At 41.9% G+C, this 19,006-nt stretch carries 13 protein-coding genes; 6 read left to right on the top strand and 7 right to left on the bottom strand.

The features are described from left to right. Window positions 1–5: 5 nt before the first annotated feature. The 3 genes from ppnN to BM736_RS12540 form a co-directional block, all read right to left on the bottom strand. Window positions 6–1,358, bottom strand: a complete 1,353-nt coding sequence (ppnN, locus tag BM736_RS12550; protein ID WP_076412646.1) for a nucleotide 5'-monophosphate nucleosidase PpnN — start codon at window positions 1,356–1,358, stop codon at window positions 6–8. Window positions 1,359–1,458: 100 nt separating this feature from the next. Further along, entirely contained in the window at window positions 1,459–3,015 is a 1,557-nt protein-coding gene (locus tag BM736_RS12545; protein ID WP_076412645.1) for a GGDEF domain-containing protein, read from the bottom strand. A 135-nt stretch (window positions 3,016–3,150) separates the two neighbouring features. Beyond that, window positions 3,151–5,301 (bottom strand): hypothetical protein, encoded by a 2,151-nt coding sequence (locus BM736_RS12540; RefSeq protein ID WP_076412644.1) that lies wholly within the window; start codon window positions 5,299–5,301, stop codon window positions 3,151–3,153. Between the two features lie 283 nt (window positions 5,302–5,584). Here BM736_RS12540 and BM736_RS12535 point away from each other — a divergent pair, with 283 nt between their 5' ends. Next, window positions 5,585–7,390 carry a M61 family metallopeptidase gene (locus BM736_RS12535; protein ID WP_076412643.1) on the top strand — a complete coding sequence of 602 codons (1,806 nt, stop codon included), beginning with the start codon at window positions 5,585–5,587 and terminating at the stop codon, window positions 7,388–7,390. A 351-nt stretch (window positions 7,391–7,741) separates the two neighbouring features. On the opposite strand, the gene rdgC is transcribed toward BM736_RS12535, so the two are convergent. Next, the gene (gene rdgC / locus BM736_RS12530; protein WP_076412641.1) at window positions 7,742–8,653 is read right to left on the bottom strand and encodes a recombination-associated protein RdgC; all 912 of its coding nucleotides are present in this window, start codon (window positions 8,651–8,653) and stop codon (window positions 7,742–7,744) included. A 293-nt stretch (window positions 8,654–8,946) separates the two neighbouring features. Between rdgC and BM736_RS12525 the strand changes: the two genes are divergently transcribed. From BM736_RS12525 to BM736_RS12510, 4 genes are all read left to right on the top strand, one after another. Beyond that, the gene (locus tag BM736_RS12525) at window positions 8,947–9,906 is read left to right on the top strand and encodes a porin (protein ID WP_076412640.1); all 960 of its coding nucleotides are present in this window, start codon (window positions 8,947–8,949) and stop codon (window positions 9,904–9,906) included. Between the two features lie 192 nt (window positions 9,907–10,098). Then, window positions 10,099–10,788: a phosphate regulon transcriptional regulator PhoB gene (gene phoB / locus BM736_RS12520; protein ID WP_076412639.1), complete on the top strand. Its 690-nt coding sequence runs from the start codon at window positions 10,099–10,101 to the stop codon at window positions 10,786–10,788. A gap of 99 nt (window positions 10,789–10,887) precedes the next feature. Next, window positions 10,888–12,195: a phosphate regulon sensor histidine kinase PhoR gene (phoR, locus tag BM736_RS12515; RefSeq protein ID WP_076412638.1), complete on the top strand. Its 1,308-nt coding sequence runs from the start codon at window positions 10,888–10,890 to the stop codon at window positions 12,193–12,195. Window positions 12,196–12,445: 250 nt separating this feature from the next. Further along, entirely contained in the window at window positions 12,446–13,417 is a 972-nt protein-coding gene (locus tag BM736_RS12510) for a PstS family phosphate ABC transporter substrate-binding protein (RefSeq protein WP_076412636.1), read from the top strand. A 387-nt stretch (window positions 13,418–13,804) separates the two neighbouring features. On the opposite strand, the gene BM736_RS12505 is transcribed toward BM736_RS12510, so the two are convergent. Then, entirely contained in the window at window positions 13,805–14,692 is an 888-nt protein-coding gene (locus BM736_RS12505) for a collagenase (RefSeq protein ID WP_076412635.1), read from the bottom strand. 199 nt (window positions 14,693–14,891) lie between these two features. On the opposite strand from BM736_RS12505, the gene BM736_RS12500 reads away from it, so the two are divergent. Next, on the top strand, window positions 14,892–16,679 hold the full coding sequence (locus BM736_RS12500; RefSeq protein ID WP_076412634.1) for a M1 family metallopeptidase: 1,788 nt from the start codon (window positions 14,892–14,894) through the stop codon (window positions 16,677–16,679). A 320-nt stretch (window positions 16,680–16,999) separates the two neighbouring features. Here BM736_RS12500 and BM736_RS12495 read toward each other — a convergent pair whose 3' ends face one another. Then, a complete protein-coding gene (locus tag BM736_RS12495; protein WP_076412633.1) occupies window positions 17,000–17,479 on the bottom strand; it encodes an NYN domain-containing protein in 480 nt (159 codons plus the stop codon). A gap of 142 nt (window positions 17,480–17,621) precedes the next feature. Next, window positions 17,622–18,881 (bottom strand): methyl-accepting chemotaxis protein, encoded by a 1,260-nt coding sequence (locus BM736_RS12490; RefSeq protein ID WP_076412631.1) that lies wholly within the window; start codon window positions 18,879–18,881, stop codon window positions 17,622–17,624. Window positions 18,882–19,006: the final 125 nt, after the last annotated feature.

The following is a 19,006-nucleotide window of genomic DNA, read 5'->3' as shown; positions in this document are numbered from 1 at the left end:
TGAGCTTAATTGTCTATTTTATAACAGGGCGTATATTCACTGCCTGGTAACTTCATTCTTTGTTGTTTAACAAAAGCACTTAAGAGCTTATCCATCATAGCCATCAAATCAGGGTCTCCCTTAATCTCAAATGGCCCATGTTGCTTTACGCTTTTGATTGTTTCCATTTTTACATTGCCAGCAACAATTCCTGAGAAGGCTTTACGCAAGTTAGCAGCAAGCTCGGCTTTGTTGTCCTGAAAATGTAAATTGAGACTACTCATCATCTCATGTGTTGGATTAAAAGGCAGTTGAAATTCAGGTTCGATTTTCAATGACCAGTTATATTGATAAGAATCACCTGTTGTCTTCCGGTAGTCCTTGATCACATCGATGCCATGGCTCATGACTCGAGCGACGCGAACTGGGTCGTCGATGATAATTTCATACTTATCTTGAGCTTCTTGGCCTAAAGTAGCACCAATAAACTCATCGATTTTTGTAAAGTATTCAGCACTCTCCTTAGGCCCTGTTAAGACGAGAGGAAAGGGGATCGCTTCATTTTCTTTATTGAGTAATATCCCTAATAGGTAGAGCAGCTCCTCTGCCGTGCCTGCACCACCTGGGAAAATAACAATACCATGGCCTAAGCGTACAAAGGCTTCTAAACGTTTTTCAATATCAGGCAGAATAACAAGCTCGTTGACTATCTGGTTTGGCGGCTCAGCAGCAATAATACTGGGCTCAGTCAAACCAATATATCGAGCTTGGCTGATACGTTGTTTAGCATGACCTATAGTGGCACCTTTCATTGGGCCTTCCATCGCGCCGGGCCCACAACCGGTACAGATATTGAGCTCTCTTAGTCCCAATTCATAGCCTACTTCTCGAGTATATTGATACTCAGTACTGTTAATACTGTGGCCGCCCCAACAGACAACAATACAAGGCTCTTCAAGGGGGATCACATGACCATTACGTAATATATCGAAGACGACATTGGTGATATGGCTCGAGTTTGTCAGGTTAATATGTTTGAGATTATCGTATTTATCACTGATGTAGACGATATCTCTTAGCACTGCGAAAAGGTGTTCCTGAAGGCCACGAATTATTTTTCCGTCAACAAAAGCGGCTTCTGGTGGATTGGAGAGTTCAATCTTAATGCCTCGCTCGCGGCGTAGTACTTTAATATTAAAATCAGTGAATTGTTCGAAAAGGTTTTCCGCATTATCACTTTGAAGCCCTGAGGCCAGTACTGCGAGGGAGCAGCTGCGGTAAAGTTGGTAAAGTTCACTTTTTGAACTTTGTTTCAGACGGTCGACTTCAAGTTGCGAAAGCTGATCCATGCTTCCTTTAGGGCTGACTTTTACAATCATATAAACTCCTTAGCTGTGACTGGAGTGCAATGATGTGCTTGCTTGGCATCAATAAATCGATGCCGCCTATCGATAGATATAAGAGTGTTACAGGTATAGGCTACACGTCAATGATAACTCTGTCTCTGCTTTCATGTTTTGCACGATAAAGGGCAGCGTCAGCTCGGTCAAAAGTTTCGTTAATGAGCTCGTTATTGATAATTTGTGCTGCACCTATAGATACTGTAACTGTAATTCTCTGATTTTTAAACTTAAAGGGGATACTTTTTACTTTTTCTCTTACTCTGTTTAAAAGTTGGTCAATATCAGTTGCATTTACATCAGGGATAATTAATACAAATTCCTCCCCACCATAACGTGCCACAAATTCAGTGTCTCTCAGGGAGTTCTTGAGTGCCATGGCAATCACTTGGAGTGTTTTATCGCCGGTGCTATGACCAAAACTGTCGTTGATATTTTTAAAGTGATCAATATCTGCAACAGCAACCCATAAAGGTTGTTTATGGCGCTGAAAATTTCTAAATTCCTGCTCCATTCTCTCTTCAAGTGCAGCTCTATTAGGCAGTTGAGTTAAGGTATCAAGCAGGTTGAGCTTTTGCTGTTCAAATAGGCGTTCTTTATAGGTATCAGCCTCTTTACTAAGGGAGTTTAACTCTTCACGCATGGTTTCCATTGATTTACGCAATATCGCTTGTTCACGCTCTTCAAGGGCTTCTTTTCGACCTAAAGCGGCACGTATTGAAGCAAGTTGTTCTGTCACCTGAGATTTAAGGCTATGGATATCGTCAATATCTATTATTGCTTCACCCACGTTATCGACACTGTTATTTATCTCTCTATTGAGCTGTTTTTTAAGCTGGAAGCTACGATGATTATTGTTATAAGAGTCGCTGACGACCTCTCTAACTGCAGATAGAGCATCATTTAGTGCAAAGAGAAACTCTTGTGAAGCTGATTTTTCTCTTGCGATATTGTCTAGCAGCAGTGAGAGCACAGTTTGGTATGCATCGATAAGGTTGTCGATTTCGATATCATCAGACAGCCCCTCTTTTATGACGAGAATTCTGTCACGTTGATCTTTTCTGAATTCGATTTCAGAGATCATCTGGGCTAACTCATGGGCGAGCTGTCGATGTTTAGGGAGAACGACGAGTTTGTCACCCTGAGAAAGTTGCTCCTCTAGGATACTTTCGTAAAAGCCAACGAGCTTTTCTACTTTGGGAATATAGTCCCAAAAGGTGTGGAAAGGTTTAGAAAGATCTTTCTTGAAATAGTTGATCTCCTTTCGCACTTGCTCAGGAGCGGAATCAACTCTTTGAATTTGTCTTATTACACGGGAAAGGCTAGCTCTGCTATCTTCTAGCTGAACCATGACATGGTTATACTGCTGTTTTAGAAGTTGTTCAACCTCAACTAACTCAGGCAATGCATCATCAATACTTTCAAAATTGGTAAACTGATGTCTTAATTTGGCCAGCTTATTATCGAGCTCGATATTTTGCCCTTTACAGGCAAGACTGAGATGAGCAATGAACTGCAGTAGTGTTTGCAGTTTATCATTTTTGTCATCATTCATGCTCTCAAGCGCTACTCTCGCTGAATGCAGTTTTTGCTTTAATAAATTGAGTTGCGAGCTGTTTGCCATCGAATCCTTCATTAACCGTGTCCTACTTCTTCAAGGCAAAGTAAAATATCAAATGCACTTAGTACATCTAATGTTATAGCAATCCCTTTGGAGTGCAAATCTCATTTCACATAAAATCCTATTTATTGAGGATATTGCAGATGTTAATCATGAAATCTCGATATTTTCATGGCTCTTCCATCTTGGCCATTGAATTTCATCTTTAACGCCGTTTGTTTCAACCTTAAGTAAGCCTCTTACAATTCCCTTTTCAAGGTGTAGATATAAAGGCGTTGAAAATATTGCGGAGGGGGCAAAATTTAGCGCTTTAATTGAGACGTAATAATCTTTATCGTCGCCAAGGCTCATTGCTGCAGCTAAGGTTAATTGTGCGGCGCCATAATGGACCTCAGTAGAGAGCCGTATCTCAGGGTCCATCAAGAGTGGCAATGGCAACAGCCCTATATGTAGCTGCGTATCACCATAATCACGGTCGATGGCTTCGCGGCACTGACTGAGTAATGCTTCACCGGTGATCTGTTCTATTAAGGTGAGGATAAATAACCCTGGCCTTATTAAGTAGGCATTACCTGAAGTACAAGACTTAAGGGCTTCGAGTTGTAGCTGGTTCATATTGCTATTACATTGAATCCCTTGAGCGAGGTCAGCATTTAATTGTCCGGTTAAAGAAACAAGGGCTACGGCGCTTGGAGGGTTATGGCTAGCGTTTAGCTCATCAATAAATCCTCTATATCCAGGTAAGCGACTAACGGGTTCAATGAGCTTGTCTTGATTAGCTATAGTTAAGTTTAAGGCTAAGGCATTTTTTCTTCGCCATTGGTTGATACTCACGAGTGACACGAGTAACAGAAAAATAATGGCGGTAATTAAAATAACTCTAGAGCGACCCAGCTGAAAATTTAAGGTGTCTTGTTTCTCTAGTAAATTGGTTATCTCAAGTTTTAGCTTTTGCTCGGCTAATATTGACGCTGTGTTGTTAACTTTATCATCGGCCTTTTGCGGAGTGGATAAACTTAAGGTGAGCAGTTTATCTAAAATACTGAAGGCCTCTTCGTACTGTTTAAGCCCTTTTTTTATCTCTGCTTGATATTGCAGAGCCTCAATTTGAACATCCAGAAGTTGTAGGTTTTCAGCATTTTCTAGGGCTAATGCACTGTGCTTATCTGCTAATGGCCAGTCCTTCTGTGCAACTGCTACTTCGGCAATTAAGAGGTCGTTATAGACAAGGTAATGCTTGCTGTTTCTTGAGTGAAAAATGGCATTGGATTTAAATAGGAACTCAAAAGCAGTTTTGCTATTACCATTTTTAAAGTGGGCTTCACCCAAGTTATGATAATTGAGCGCTTGAGCTAGGAAGTTCTGATCATTGTAATCGAGCTGTTGAGCGTTAAGGTAATAATCAATTGCTTGATTCCAGAGTCCCTGATTCGCATGAACCATGGCCATTACAGTCATGCAATGAGAACGCAATCTATCTAAATTTAGCGCTTTAAAACCTTTGTCAGCTTCATGGGCATATTGAAGTGCTTCCTCCCACGACTCAAGGTCACGATAAACGCGGGCAAGTTGTAATTGCATATCAGCTTTTAGCAGCGGTTTCTCCAATTGATTGGAAAGTCGTAGTGCTTCGCCATAATGTTGTAAAGCTAAAGACAGCTGGTCTTGCTTGTTATAGTACTTACCTAGCGTCGCTTCGGCATGAGCAATTAAGTAGGTGTTTCCTAATTGATAAGTTGCATCTCGGTACAGCTTTAAGTGTACTTGAGCAGGCTTACTTTGATGAAGAATACGGTGTAGTTCTCCGAGGTGAAAGTGGCTAAGTTGCTTTAATAATTGCGACTTCAGGCCCTTTTCATTTTCAATCAAATTCAAGGCTTGAATATAGTGAGGTAGGGCTTGCTGATACTTGTTCTGGCTTCTTGCTATGTATCTCCCTTTTAGCATTTGAAGGTAGCCAGTGTCATATGCATTAATGCTAATCGACTCAAGTAGGGCCATTAATGACTCAGCTTTATTATACTTATCCTTATGCTTGATACTTGGATTAAGATAAAGCCTAGTCAGCGTTTGAAGTTTCTGCTTTAACTCATCAGCAAGGTAGCCTTGTTCGCTGGCAATGGCTTCAAACTCATCAAGACTGTTTGCCGATACGGGCAGAGAGATGGCGTCTTGTAACTCGTTAAACACGAGTATCGGTGTCTCTTTTATCTTAATTTCAAGTGCCAGCTGATCTTGGGCATTTACCGAAGACGCTGATAACAAAAAGATTAAAATCAATGATAAGAAAATCATACGCATAAAAAGTGAATACCTTGCCCTCTTTAAGGGACCTTGGGTCAATGCTGTAAATTTATCCAAGTAGACGCTTGTTGTTAAAGTCAGCCTATCTCGATTTTGTTGAGTGTTAACTTAGCCCTATCCCATTCCAACATTCACATTTAACAGTAAGTTAGATTTGTTTATCGACAAAACTTTATGTTACCAATGCATTAGCTGTTCGTGATGATGAAGATTAGAAATAGAGATATACTCTCGCTTACACTATAAAAATAACTAACAATCATAACAGAAGGAATCAAGAGTGAAACCTGTAGTCCCATTGATTTTAACTTTTTGTACTTTATTTTCATCTGCTACTTTAGCGGGTGTTAATTATCAAATTGATCTTACTGACTCCCAGCACCATTTAGCTCAACTTGTTGTTGATTTCCCAAAGTCAGACTCTAAAGCGTTAACAGTGAACTTACCTGTGTGGCGAACAGGTAAGTATCAAGTGTTACCACTCGCTGATGGTATTCGTTTTTTTAGTGCCAATGATCAAGATGGGCAGCCGCTTGAAGTTACTCGCACAGCGAGTGGTGAATGGACAATAGCACTCACTAAACCTTCTGCTGTTACTGTTACCTACCAACTATATGCCAATCAATTAGGTCAAAGAGTCGGGCATATTGATGCTACTCATGCCTTTTTAGATGCCAGTGGCAGTATGATTTATAGCCCTGAGTTTAGGGAGCATGAAGTCAAAGTTGAGTTAGCGGTACCTGAGAACTGGAAAAGTTATTCAGGAATGGAGCCCGGTGAAACGGCTCACTCATTTGTAGGAGAAAATTACGATCAGTTAGTCGACTCTCCTATTGAAACAGGGATCAGTCACCACAAAACGTTCTCATCAAATGGCCTTGATTATGAATTGGTTATTTGGGGGGAAGGAAATTATGATGTTGAACAGATGGTTACCGATCTGACTAAATTGAGCGGTCAGGCTGAAGCTATATGGGATGGTTATCCTTTTGAACGTTATGTTTACATGGTCCATGCGACGAGTGGTGCCAGTGGTGCGACCGAGCACCTCAACTCTACAGTCATTCAACGTCCGCGCTTTAGTTATCGTGAGAGAGAGGATTACCTTGGCTTTATCAAAACGGCATCTCATGAGTTTATCCATACTTGGAATGTGAAGGCTTATCGTCCTCAAGGTTTGGTTCCATACAATTATCAAGACGAAAACATGTCAGAACTGCTATGGATTGCAGAAGGTTCTACAAGCTATTTTCAAAGCCAGTTGTTACTAAGAGCTGGTGTCATTACCGCTAAAGAATTTCTAGATGACCTTGCAAAACGTATTGCTAGAAATGAGAAAACGCCAGGGCGCGAAGTGCAATCAGTGAGTGAAGCCAGTGAAAATAAATGGGCGAGTACTGGAGGCGATTATGCGATTAACCATAGTGCCAATATCTATTCAGAAGGTTTTCTAGCTTCATTAGCGTTAGATTTTCAACTGTTGGATGATACAGGACTTGATCATTCATACAGAGATGTACATCGCTTACTGTATAAAAATCACAAGATCCCAGTGGGTTATACTGTTTCTGATGTCAAAGCTATTCTTAGTCAGCTGACTGGGGAGAGCTATGAGCAATGGTGGCAGACTCATGTTAACTCGCCATTAAGCCTTGATTTCCAGGCCTTGTTAAAGCAAGCGGGTTTAATGATCAGTTATGGTGAAGACTCCAAGTTACAGGCCTTTGCAGGTATGAAGATTAGTCACAATTCACTCATATTGAGTGAGGTGTTACGGGATGGCCCAGCTTGGAATGCGGGCATAGTTCTTGGCGATGAAATTGTTGCAATCAATGGCTTGAAGGTTACTGCTAAAGATTTTAAAGCCAGGTTAAACGATTTTCAGCCCGGCGCAGAGATCAAAGTGAGCTTGTTTAGTGACGATAGACTTAAAGAGGTCACACTTAAACTTGGCGAGCAACAAAGTGGCAAACTAAAACTTGTCAGTGTAAAGAAACCGAAGCGCAGCCAGAAAGCCTTTTTCAAAGCTTGGTCAGGGGTTGATTGGCCTTTTGATAAGCATGGAAAGCTAAAACCGGGTAGCTGATAGCTGATTTGGCTAATACTCAAATAAAAATGCCGCTAACAACTTCTGCTGTTAGCGGCATTTTTGTCATAGATTCAAAGGGAGTTTATACCAATCAGTATAAGAAAGTGGTCAGTTCAGAGTTATTTTTGGCGGCATAATTTAAGGCGAATGAGTGAGGGAATGGTGATCCCTTTTGAGCTTATTCAAAATAGAAGTAGGTTGCCAAAAAAACTCCTAAAAGGCGAGTTTTAGTGCTTCTGATACAGTGTTAACGAGCTTAAACGTAGAATAACTATGTCTTTCACTCGTTGCCTTGTCTCACAAGCACTAAACTCTCGCTGAATGGCCACATCTTTATACCGATTGGTATTAGATACTCTCTTCTAGTCCACCTAGTACTTCGACTAATGCGTTCATTAAGGCAATCAATTCACTACCCATTAAAGCAAAGTCCGCATCGAGCCTAGCCATTGGATCTTCTGTGCCTACTTCATCATTGCCCGCTCTGAACTCTTCTGAGAACTTAAGGCGTTTAATCCCTGCGTCAGACTGCAGTAGGAATGCAATGGATTGACCGAAATGAAGGGCCAGTTTATGTACTTGCTTACCGACTTCGATATGTGCGAGTACTTCATCTTCGGTCAGATCTTGCTGTTTGAAGCGTACGATACCGCCCTCATCAGAATCAGACTTGAACTCAGCTTCATCTTGCATTTCGAAAGGTGCTGGCGTCGAGTTGGTCTTCACCCAGTCAGTTAACTGAGTTTCGATAGGCGTTTTAAAGCTCAGTGGAATGATTGGCAGTGAACCGAGAGCCTTACGTAAAAGGGCTAACAACTCTTCAGATTTAGCGGCACTAGAGCTATCGACCAAAATCATTTCGATTTCAGGAATGATAAGTGCGCGGATCTGGCTACGTCTTGAGAAAGCTCTAGGCAACAAGGTGATGGTTATCTCATCTTTTAGTGCATCTTTCTCTTTTTTCGCCAATTTACGATCTTCTTCAGCCTCAATTTGCGCTACTTTTTCTTCAAGCGCTTCTTTTACGACTTGTGACGGAAGGATTTTTTCCTCTTTAGTCGCACAGATTAAATGCCTTTCACTGGCGCTGTGCACTAATGTTTGACCCTGTTTGCCTAAGGCATTAGAGAAGCCAAACTTACTGATGTCTTGGCTTGAGCATGGAGAGAATGTGAAATCTTCCAATGACTTTTCAAGAGCCTCTGTATCGACAGAGAAAGGTTTATTAAAACGATAAACAGTCAGGTTTTTAAACCACATAATAAGTGCTCAATCAAAAAAATGAAGCCGCAGTGTAAGACATTGTCAGTCTCTGGTAAACCCGAAAAAGTGTATCTGGTTTGCTTGTGTTTTGATAATTCACAAAACTGTCATTAATCATGTTGGCCCTCTCTATTGCCTGCTGTATAAGGCTTTGCCAGTTATTTACCTCGCTATATTTCATCTTGTAAAAAAAATGGAGTTTTATTGAAATAAAACTGCAACGTAAACGCTGCAAACTTTCGGCCGTCCAAACCAATAACCAAGACGAACAGATACGTCGAAAGGATTAAATGATGAACGTTTTTTGCAAAACTCTACTAGCTTCTGCGCTTGCTACTGCCACTTTAGCTTCTGCACATGCTGCAGATCCTCTCACTGTCTACGGTAAGTTGAATGTTACCGCTCAATCTAATGATATTCAGGGTGAGTCTGAGACAACGATTCAAAGCAATGCGTCACGTTTCGGTGTAAAGGGGGCGTTTGAGCTAAGCAGCTCGCTAGAAGCTTTTTATACCGTGGAGTATGAAGTTGATACTGGTGATGACTCGAAAGAAAACTTCAAAGCGCGTAATCAATTTGTAGGCCTAAGAGGTAACTTCGGTGAAGTCTCTGTTGGTCGTAACGATACAATGCTTAAGAAATCACAAGGCAAGGTGGATCAGTTCAATGACCTTTCTGGTGATCTTAAGAACCTATTTAAAGGTGAAAACCGCTTAGCCCAGACTGCAACTTATGTGACTCCATCTTTGAGTGGCTTTAAGTTTGGAGCGACCTATGCTGCAAGTGGTGATAGCGATCAGCTTGAGCAAGATGGATACAGCTTAGCGGCTATGTATGGTGATTCAGGGCTTAAGAAGTCTCCTATCTATGCTTCTATTGCTTATGACTCAGATGTAAAAGGTTACCAAGTCGCTCGTGCTACGGTTCAAGGTAAGCTTGCAGGCTTCAAGCTAGGCGCTATGTACCAGCAGGAAGAGAAAGTTTATGCTTACGACGAAGAGGGGGTTGTTAACCCATTTGACGGTGATAGCTATTCAGGTTACTTAGTAAGTGCTGCATACACTATCGATGCTATCGTACTTAAAGCACAGTTCCAAGATATGGAAGAGAAGGGCGATTCATGGTCAGTCGGTGGTGATTATAAGTTAGGTAAGCCAACTAAACTATTTGCCTTCTACTCTAGCCGCTCTTATGAAAGCAAAACTGAAGATGATAACTTCATCGGTCTTGGTCTAGAACATAAGTTCTAATTGTTCTAATTAACGAACAACTAGATAAAAGGGAGGCTTAGGCCTCCTTTTTTGTGTCTGCTTTTCACACAAATAGATAAGTTTTATGACAACAAATTGAACTTTATGACAATATAACCCTGGCTGATCATAATTTTGTAATAAAACTGACCAATAATAGAAGCGTGAACATTCACTGACAGAAGATTGCATATGACTGCTAAGATATTAATTGTTGAAGATGAGTTGGCTATCCGAGAGATGCTGACCTTTGTTTTAGAGCAACATGGTTTTACCACGACTTCCGCTGAAGATTTTGACTCTGCACTAGACATGATATCGGAGCCTTATCCCGATCTTATTTTATTAGACTGGATGTTTCCTGGTGGCAGCGGTATAGGGCTAGCTAAGCGTTTACGTCAAGATGAGTTTACTCGACAGATCCCTATCATCATGCTTACAGCACGTGGTGAGGAGGAGGATAAGGTTCGAGGTCTTGAAGTTGGGGCAGATGATTATATCACTAAGCCTTTTTCGCCCAAGGAACTAGTTGCAAGAATTAAAGCTGTGATGCGCCGTAGCTCGCCAACAAGTCTTGAAGAGCCGATAGATGTACAAGGGCTGCTACTCGACCCTATTAGTCACAGAGTGACGGTGGGTGAGAAGGTGCTAGAGATGGGGCCGACTGAATTTAGGTTACTGCACTTCTTTATGACCCATCCTGAGCGAGTCTATAGCCGCGAGCAGTTACTCGATAATGTGTGGGGCACCAATGTTTATGTTGAAGATAGAACAGTGGATGTGCATATAAGGCGTTTACGCAAAGCCATTGAGCCTTCTGAGCATGACAGATTGATACAAACTGTGCGTGGTGCAGGTTACCGATTCTCGACGAGGCAATAACTCGTATTTACAGTGCTAGGCATAAGATACAGTTAGGCATGAGATCTAATTTAGGTTATCTTGTGCCCGTCTCTTACCTATGGTTTCGAAACTACTCTTATGTTTGATTCATATTCGGGTTATCGACTGCTATCTCGGCTAGTCACCTACCTACTGCTTTGTATGGTGCTAGGGTTACTTCTAGGTGAAGTGGTTCTGGTTTTGCTCATTGGCGCAATCGCACTGCTTATTTGGCATTATCGTCAGCTTTCAAGACTTAACTTCTGGCTATGGCGTGATAGGCGATTAACACCGCCCAATGGTAAAGGCAGTTGGGAAGGGGTCTTCAATGGGATCTATCGTCTTCAGGGTAAAAACCGTAAACGCGTTTCTCAATTAGCTTTTTTACTTGGTCGATTTAGGCAGGGCGCTGAAGCACTTCCCGATGCCGCTGTAGTATTAGATTCTGAACACAATATTATCTGGTGTAATAAGTTAGCCCAACTGCTACTGGGTTTTGTTTGGCCTCTTGATAGCGGCCAACGTATCGATAATTTACTGCGTCATCCTGACTTTTCTAATTACCTCAAAAAGGCAGCTTATCAAGAGCCGCTAGAGTTAGCCTCTCCCTTGTCTGAAGGACGTGTTCTTGAGATCCGTATTATGGGCTATGGTACGGGACAATTTCTTCTTATTGCCAGAGATATCACCCGTGTGAGACAGCTAGAGGGGATGCGCAAAGACTTTGTTGCGAATGTCTCGCATGAACTGAAAACCCCACTGACGGTACTGCAGGGCTACTTGGAGATGATGCAGGGGATGGCTGAGCCAGGTTCACCTAACATTAAAGCGATGCAGCAGATGCAGCAGCAAACAAACCGTATGAGATCTATGGTTGAGCAGTTATTAATACTTTCAAGGATAGAGGATTCGACCGAATTAAATGTAGAAAATACCATCAATATGGATCATCTCTTTGAGGTTTTAAAAGAGGAAGCGAACGCCCTATCACAAGGGGGTTATCACCTAAGCTTTGATTGTGTGGCTAATGTTCACCTCTATGGTAATGAGCTTGAGCTTAGGAGCGCTTGCTCTAACCTTATCTCGAATGCGATTCGCTATACAGAGCCTGGTGGAGATATCAGTGTTAGCTGGAAAAGAGTGGCAGCTGGTGGCCGTTTTAGTGTTACTGATAGTGGTGATGGTATTGCCCAGCAACACATTAGTAGGTTAACAGAGCGATTTTATCGAGTCGATAGTGCCAGAACGAGGCAAAGAGGTGGTACAGGGCTTGGGCTTGCCATCACTAAACATGCGCTTAGTAACCATCAGAGTGAGTTAATGATAGAAAGTGAACTTGGTAAAGGCAGTACCTTTAGCTTTGTTATTCCCAGTAACCTTATTGAAGGTAGCGGCCACTCAACCTAGATAAAATAAAGTTACTTAGTATTGGGTGAAAAGCAGACTGAGGTCTGCTTTTTTACTTTTAGATATCGCAAAGCATAGATAATCCTTAATACCTTTTACTTAAACTAGCATTAAAAAATGACTGAATATGACGATTGTCATCTAAGTGTCATGTCCGAGTAATAGACTTGTCATCATAGAAACAGATACTGGCTGCAACTTAAATGTTAACTCAATTAATGAGCAAGTACGCTTAACACTGGAGCAAAGAATGAAACTGAAACAGCTTGTCGGCGCGGTTAGTTTAACAGCCGCTAGTGTATTCTCTGCAGCATCAATGGCTGCAATCGATCAGACACTTCCTGTTTATGAAAAAACAAGTGGTGTATCGGGTAACCTCTCTTCTGTTGGCTCAGATACATTGGCCAACATGATGACTCTGTGGGCTGAAGAGTTTAAAGAGATGTACCCGAATGTGAACATTCAAATTCAAGCTGCTGGCTCTTCTACTGCGCCACCAGCATTGACTGAAGGTACTTCTCAGTTCGGTCCAATGAGCCGTAAAATGAAGCCTAATGAAATTGAAGCATTTGAGAAGCATTATGGCTACCAGCCAACAGCGATTCGCGTTGCTATTGATGCGTTAGCAGTATTTGTACATAAAGATAACCCGATTAAAGGCTTGAGCATTGAGCAGATAGATGGGATTTTCTCTGCAACCCACAAATGTGGTGGCAGCGATGTGAAGCGTTGGGGTGACCTTGGACTAGAAGGTGGTTGGTCTGCTCGTGACGTGCAGCTTTACGGCCGTAACTCAGTATCTGGTACATATGGCTACTTTAAGAAGAAGGGCCTATGTAAAGGTGACTTCAAAGCCAATGTGAATGAGCAGCCAGGTTCAGCTTCAGTGGTTCAGTCTGTATCTCAATCACTGAATGCTATCGGTTACTCTGGTATTGGTTATAAGACTGCAGGTGTTAAAGCGGTTGCTATCTCAAAGAAGGGTACTAAGTATATCGAAGCAAGTGCTGCCAATGCTGCAAGTGGTACTTACCCACTTTCACGTTACCTTTATGTGTATGTGAACAAGCACCCGAACAAGGAGCTATCTCCAATGGACCGCGAATTCTTGAAGTTTGCTCTGTCTAAGCAAGGTCAGCAGATTGTTGAGAAAGATGGTTATGTACCATTGCCACGCTCTGTGACAGCTAAAGATTTACAGAAAGCCGGTATCCGTCTGTAACCCTCTTAGCTCGACCTGTAAAAAGGCCTCAATTGAGGCCTTTTTTGATCTTGGTTTTCGTACGTTTTTCTTGCCTGTTGTTAGGCAGCGCCTAAGATTTCTTTGTCTTAATCCTATCGTTTCCTTAAAATCCAGGCAAAAAAAAGCGACCTAATCAGGTCGCTACAAGTTCCAATTCGGAATAGGGTGGATAGTTGCGCTAGAAACTATCTAAAAGGGAGTGATGATGAACAGTGAAAACAACTTCGGTTTAACGCTAAACGTTCATTAAACATTAGGTATAAACAGAAGCTAAATATTCGGTTCATATAGTCAGAGTCCCAAAGTTTGGAAAAGTTCACCTAAAAACTAAAAATAGTTATTTTTATTTTAAAAAGTTTGCTCAAACTACGGGGTTAACTCTATCAACCAAGCCTTAAACTCTTTATCCATGTCAGTTCCCCACACCTTAATAAGCGCTTGGTATCTTGGGTAGTCTCCTTTGCGAGTGAAGCTAAGCATGTTATCAATTTTGTCTTTATGATTTTCCATCATAAAGCGTACGGCTAAATAGCCCCAACGATAGACTCTGTCTGTTCCGCCATTGATCTCATAACTCGTATCGAACAGTTCACTTAACGGGTAGCTTTTGTTTTCGGCGAGAGACTGCTTTGCCAGTTCGATAGCTTTAGGGTTGTCGTCGCCTTGAGAGATATATTCACCTAAACCTTCGCTCCACCAAACTAAGTGAGGTAATAGTGGTGCGGGCTTGGGGCAATACTCTGGCGCGCTGTGGGAGTCATGTAGCGAAGCACAGAAATCACCGTATAGATTGAAATGCCCATCGAGGTAGTGCACGTATTCGTGAGCTAAATTCCAAATTTGGCCTTTTTTCTCATAAGCGACAAATTCAGCCTGATTACCTGGTTGATCGGGGAAGCCTTCTAAGAACATACCGCCGTTATCACTAGGTACATTGAAGTGAGCGGTTACATACTGCACGTAGTCTTCTCGTGTATGGTAGACATTGGCGCGCATGCTGACATTGTTGTCGTTAGCTACAGGTTTACCTTTTGTACCAAATAACTGGTGAAACTTAGCTTCCTGCTTACTGAGTAACTGGCAAGCATCTGTGACCTGCTTAGGGGTTAGCGCTTGGGAGCGAATAACAATCGTATCACTGCAGGCATGGCTTTGAGAGAGTACCTCTGAAATACCTGCTACTTGCTCTGCTTGCGTTGCTGTTGAAGCTAAACATAATAATCCAGTTATAGGCAGTAATTGATAGGTTTTCAAAGCGTGTTTCCTCAATATTTGTTTTTGTATACAATATTCCCAAGTGTTTCATCTTAGCTAAATGAAGTCAATTTCGATGACAAGTGAGTGTGCTGTCGCTAAGATTAACGCTATTAATGGCTAAGTTATCAATCTCTATCGGTATCAATGTCTATTCATGCCGAACAATCAAATATCAAAGTGTTAAAAGGAAGATGCTGTGTCGAACCAATGGGATAATAATCACGACTATCATTCGTTTGCTAATGTCGATGAGATAAGAGTTACACATTTAGATTTAGATTTAAGCGTTGATTTTGAGAGTAAAAAATTATCAGGTATTGCGGAGCTGGCATTAGATTTTATCAACTCAAACTGTCTTGATTTATACCTAGACTTACGTGAACTCAATATTTTTAATGTTGAAGATGACAAGGGAAGGCAGCTTAAATTTAATATCGATAAGCGAGATGATATTTTAGGTGAAAGGCTCAATATATCACTTGTAGAGCAGTGCAAAAGTGTCAAGGTACAATACCAAACCACAACAGGGGCTCAAGGGCTACAGTGGTTATCACCAGAGCAAACCAGTGGGAAATCACAGCCGTTTCTTTTTAGCCAATCTCAACCTGTAAATGCTAGAAGCTGGATCCCGCTGCAAGATAGTCCCAAAGCAAGAATAACCTTTAACGCTAAAGTTACTGCACCTGTTGGGATGCGGGCTGTAATGAGCGCGATGAATGACTCTTCTGCAAGTTTAAATGGCGAGTTTTCTTTCTCAATGGAAAAGCCAATGCCAACTCATTTGATGGCAATCGCAGTAGGGGATCTTGCTTTTGGCAAAATAGGTGAGAGGACAGGAGTTTATGCTGAGCCTGAGGTTTTACAGGCTGCAGTGAAAGAGTTTGAAGATACCGAGAAGATGGTTGAGATTGCAGAATCTCTACTTGGCCCTTATCCCTGGGGCCGTTATGACATGATAGTGCTACCGCCAAGCTTTCCCTTTGGTGGAATGGAAAATCCTCGTTTAGCTTTCATTACTCCAACACTTATTGCTGGAGATAAAAGCTTAGTGTCTACTGTGGCTCATGAGCTGGCACACTCTTGGACTGGAAACTTGGTTAGTAACGCGACTTGGCGCGATCTCTGGCTTAATGAAGGTTTCACGACTTACTTTACAAACCGTATTGTTGAGGCGGTATTTGGCAAAGAGCAAGCTGAACTCGAAGTCGTTTTAGAGTATGGACGTTTAAGAGAGGAGCTGGGGACAACTGAGCTTAGCGAGCAAAACTTACCTGCGAATGTACAAACACAAGACCCAAATGATGCGTTCAATCGTTTCACCTATGACAAGGCATCTATGTTTGTGCACGATTTAGAGCGCAGATTAGGGCGTCAATCATTCGATAAATTCCTTTATCGCTATGTGCAGCACTTTGCTTTTGAAGCGATAACCACAGAAAAGTTTATAGAATACGCTAAGCAAACACTACTTATAGACCATGCTGACTGTATCATTGAGGCTGAATTGCTTGAGTGGGTCTATGGTTGCGGTATGCCCGATTGGTTTAAGGCTCCGGTATCCAACAGCTTAGATAAAGTCGATGCCGCGTTAGCCGCTTGGCTCGATGGCGCTGTGGCGAGTGAGCTTAGTACGCAAGCGTGGCGAGTTCATCATTGGCAATATTTCTTGAACTCGTTACCTGAGGTGTTGAGTCAGGTTCAACTGATGGAATTAGATGAATGCTTTAGCCTGACGCAATCGACCAACGCTGAGATTGCTTGTGACTGGTTTCGGGTCGCTATTCGCAATCACTATGATCCAGTCTTACCCGCGTTAAGTGATTACCTCATTCAGATCGGGCGGGGTAAATTTGTTAGACCGCTATATTCAGAGCTGCAAGTTGCTGGCTATGAAAGTGAGATAAAAGAGATATACAGCAAGGCTAGACAAGGCTACCACCCCTCAATTGTGGTACAGCTAGATAAAAGCATAAGCTTAGATTAAAGATAAAAAAATGGCACCTCAATGAGGTGCCATAAAATTCTATAAAAGAATAAATGTCTGAATCGATATGCGGTATAGCGCTAGCAAACTCACTTATCTATCAGTTGAGAACTCATTGAGCCCTCGAATAGGGAGGTGATGAACCATGATGAAAACTAAAACAAGTTACGCTTAACTTGTTACATATAGTCAGAGTCACTATTTCAAGAAAAGTTCAGCTTAGCTGATAAATAAAGTTAACTTTTTTGTGTTTGGCGGACATCGATTATTAGGTTTTATATTTAAGTTGCTGATTTTTAGTCTGTTAGTGTTCTTTTGGGTTAAAGCAATAAACTGTTATCTATTTCAATAAACTGACAGCTCGCATCAATAAGTGATTTAGCAGTTAGTGCTGGCACGCCATAAACTTGAGTGTCTACACCATACTTTTGATAGACCTTAAGCATAAGTAGATCGAAATCCCCGTCACCTGAAAGTAAGATAATACGGTCAACTTCACTGGCGGCTTCCATTACATCAATAGCAATACCAACATCCCAGTCGCCCTTAGCTGAGCCATCACTGCGTTGAATGAAGGGTTTGAGCTTTACATCGAAACCTATGTGTTTAAGTGCATCTTGAAATTTTAGCTGCCCATCGTCACCTCTGTGAATAGCATATGCCGTCGCTAATACTATTTCACCTTCATGGCTGATATGTTGCCATAGCTTTCGATAGTTAAATTGACGGCCATAGGCTTGACGGCAGGTATAATAGATATTCTGTACGTCGACGAAGATGGCTATTTTTTTCTCTATCATTCTAGTTCTACTATGGCTTGGTGAGAGGTGGCTATTTTGACCTACTTCCACTGATGAAAACAAGTCGCGCTTCTCTTATAAGATATTGAGAAGTCAGAGAAGGCTACCTGATGACAAAATAATGAGACGATAAGCTGAAAGGCTAAAAGAGCTCTATCTCAGGCGTTGACTGCTGAGTTCGATTTGCTTGCTCGTTGGTTTTGCGTCTAATTGTTCTTCTATGCTCTTGCCAAGGGTTATCTGAAATTGTGAATACATCGAGTTTATCTCGTACGACTTGGCCTAAATTTTTCAGGTCATCAGAAGAGACATTATGCATTTTTGAAGTCTCAAGGGCATCGTTGTTTAGATCTTGCATCCCCGATATTGATGTTCTTACCTCTTCAGCGGCTTGAGTCTGGCAAGCGACTGATTGAGCGATGAGATCGATAGATGCTTTAGTCTCGGCAACAACAGCTTCAATCTCATTGAGCTCCACATTAACCTGTTCCACCTGTTTGACTGAGTTCTCTGTTTGGGTATGACTGCCTTGGATGTGCTCAGAGAGTTGCTCTGTGGACCCTTGTATCTCCTCAATCATCGTTTTCACTTCATTGGTCGATATTCGGGTGCGTTGAGCTAAACTGCGCACTTCATCGGCAACCACGGCGAAACCACGTCCCTGCTCACCCGCGCGAGCTGCTTCAATTGCTGCATTTAAGGCTAACAGGTTGGTCTGCTCTGCAATGGCGGTGATCACCTCTAAAATTGAACCTATTTGTTGACTACTATTTTGCAGAGATTGCAGTTCAATAAATGCTTCATCCATTTTGCTCGACAGTGAGTGTATCCCTTCAACGGTTTGAGAGACTATCTGTTGCCCCTGTATGACTCTCGACTCACCGCGTGTGGCCGTTTCTGTCATGGTGCCTATGAGCTCATTGACTTGAGTGGAGGTTTGATACATACGGTCAACCGATGATTCGACTTGTAAGCTGACACTGGATTGTAGGCTGGCCTTTTGAGTCATATTGAAATAGGTTTCAGAAAGATCTGATGACATAGGGATAAGGCGACTTGCTGACTCTGATGCTGCAAAAACCGCTGCTTCACATTGGCTTAAGTGCTGGTTTATAGTGCCTTGCAGGTGAGCTAAGTGTGCTGATGACGGCTCATTAATGCGTAGGGTCAAGTCTATGTTATTTTCGGGGGTCGATAATGCACCTGAAATGGCGTTAATATCCTTGATTGTCAGCCTGCTATGGTTCCAATGTATCGCTAAAATAATGACAGCGTTAATGGCGCCTATCGTAAGTGCTGAAGTGATTGATTCGGTCACTAGGTATGAAGTGATTAAACTCAAAGCTAAACCGGTTAAAAGTGGGGCAAATTTAGGTAGCCAGCGGGTGTTAGTTTGAGTCATCTCGTTGCTCCATGTAAATCTTGTCCATTTTTATACCAAGCTCATTAGCTATCTGCTCAGGACGTGCACATCACTAACTGGCTTGGTATTACAACTTAAACTGATTGGGTATACCTTGATTAACC

This window comes from Shewanella sp. UCD-KL12 (assembly GCF_001957125.1).
Classification (GTDB): Bacteria; Pseudomonadota; Gammaproteobacteria; order Enterobacterales; family Shewanellaceae; genus Shewanella.
The sequence above is the reverse complement of the archived record's forward strand: the minus strand, read 5'-3'. Positions and strand labels throughout refer to the sequence as shown.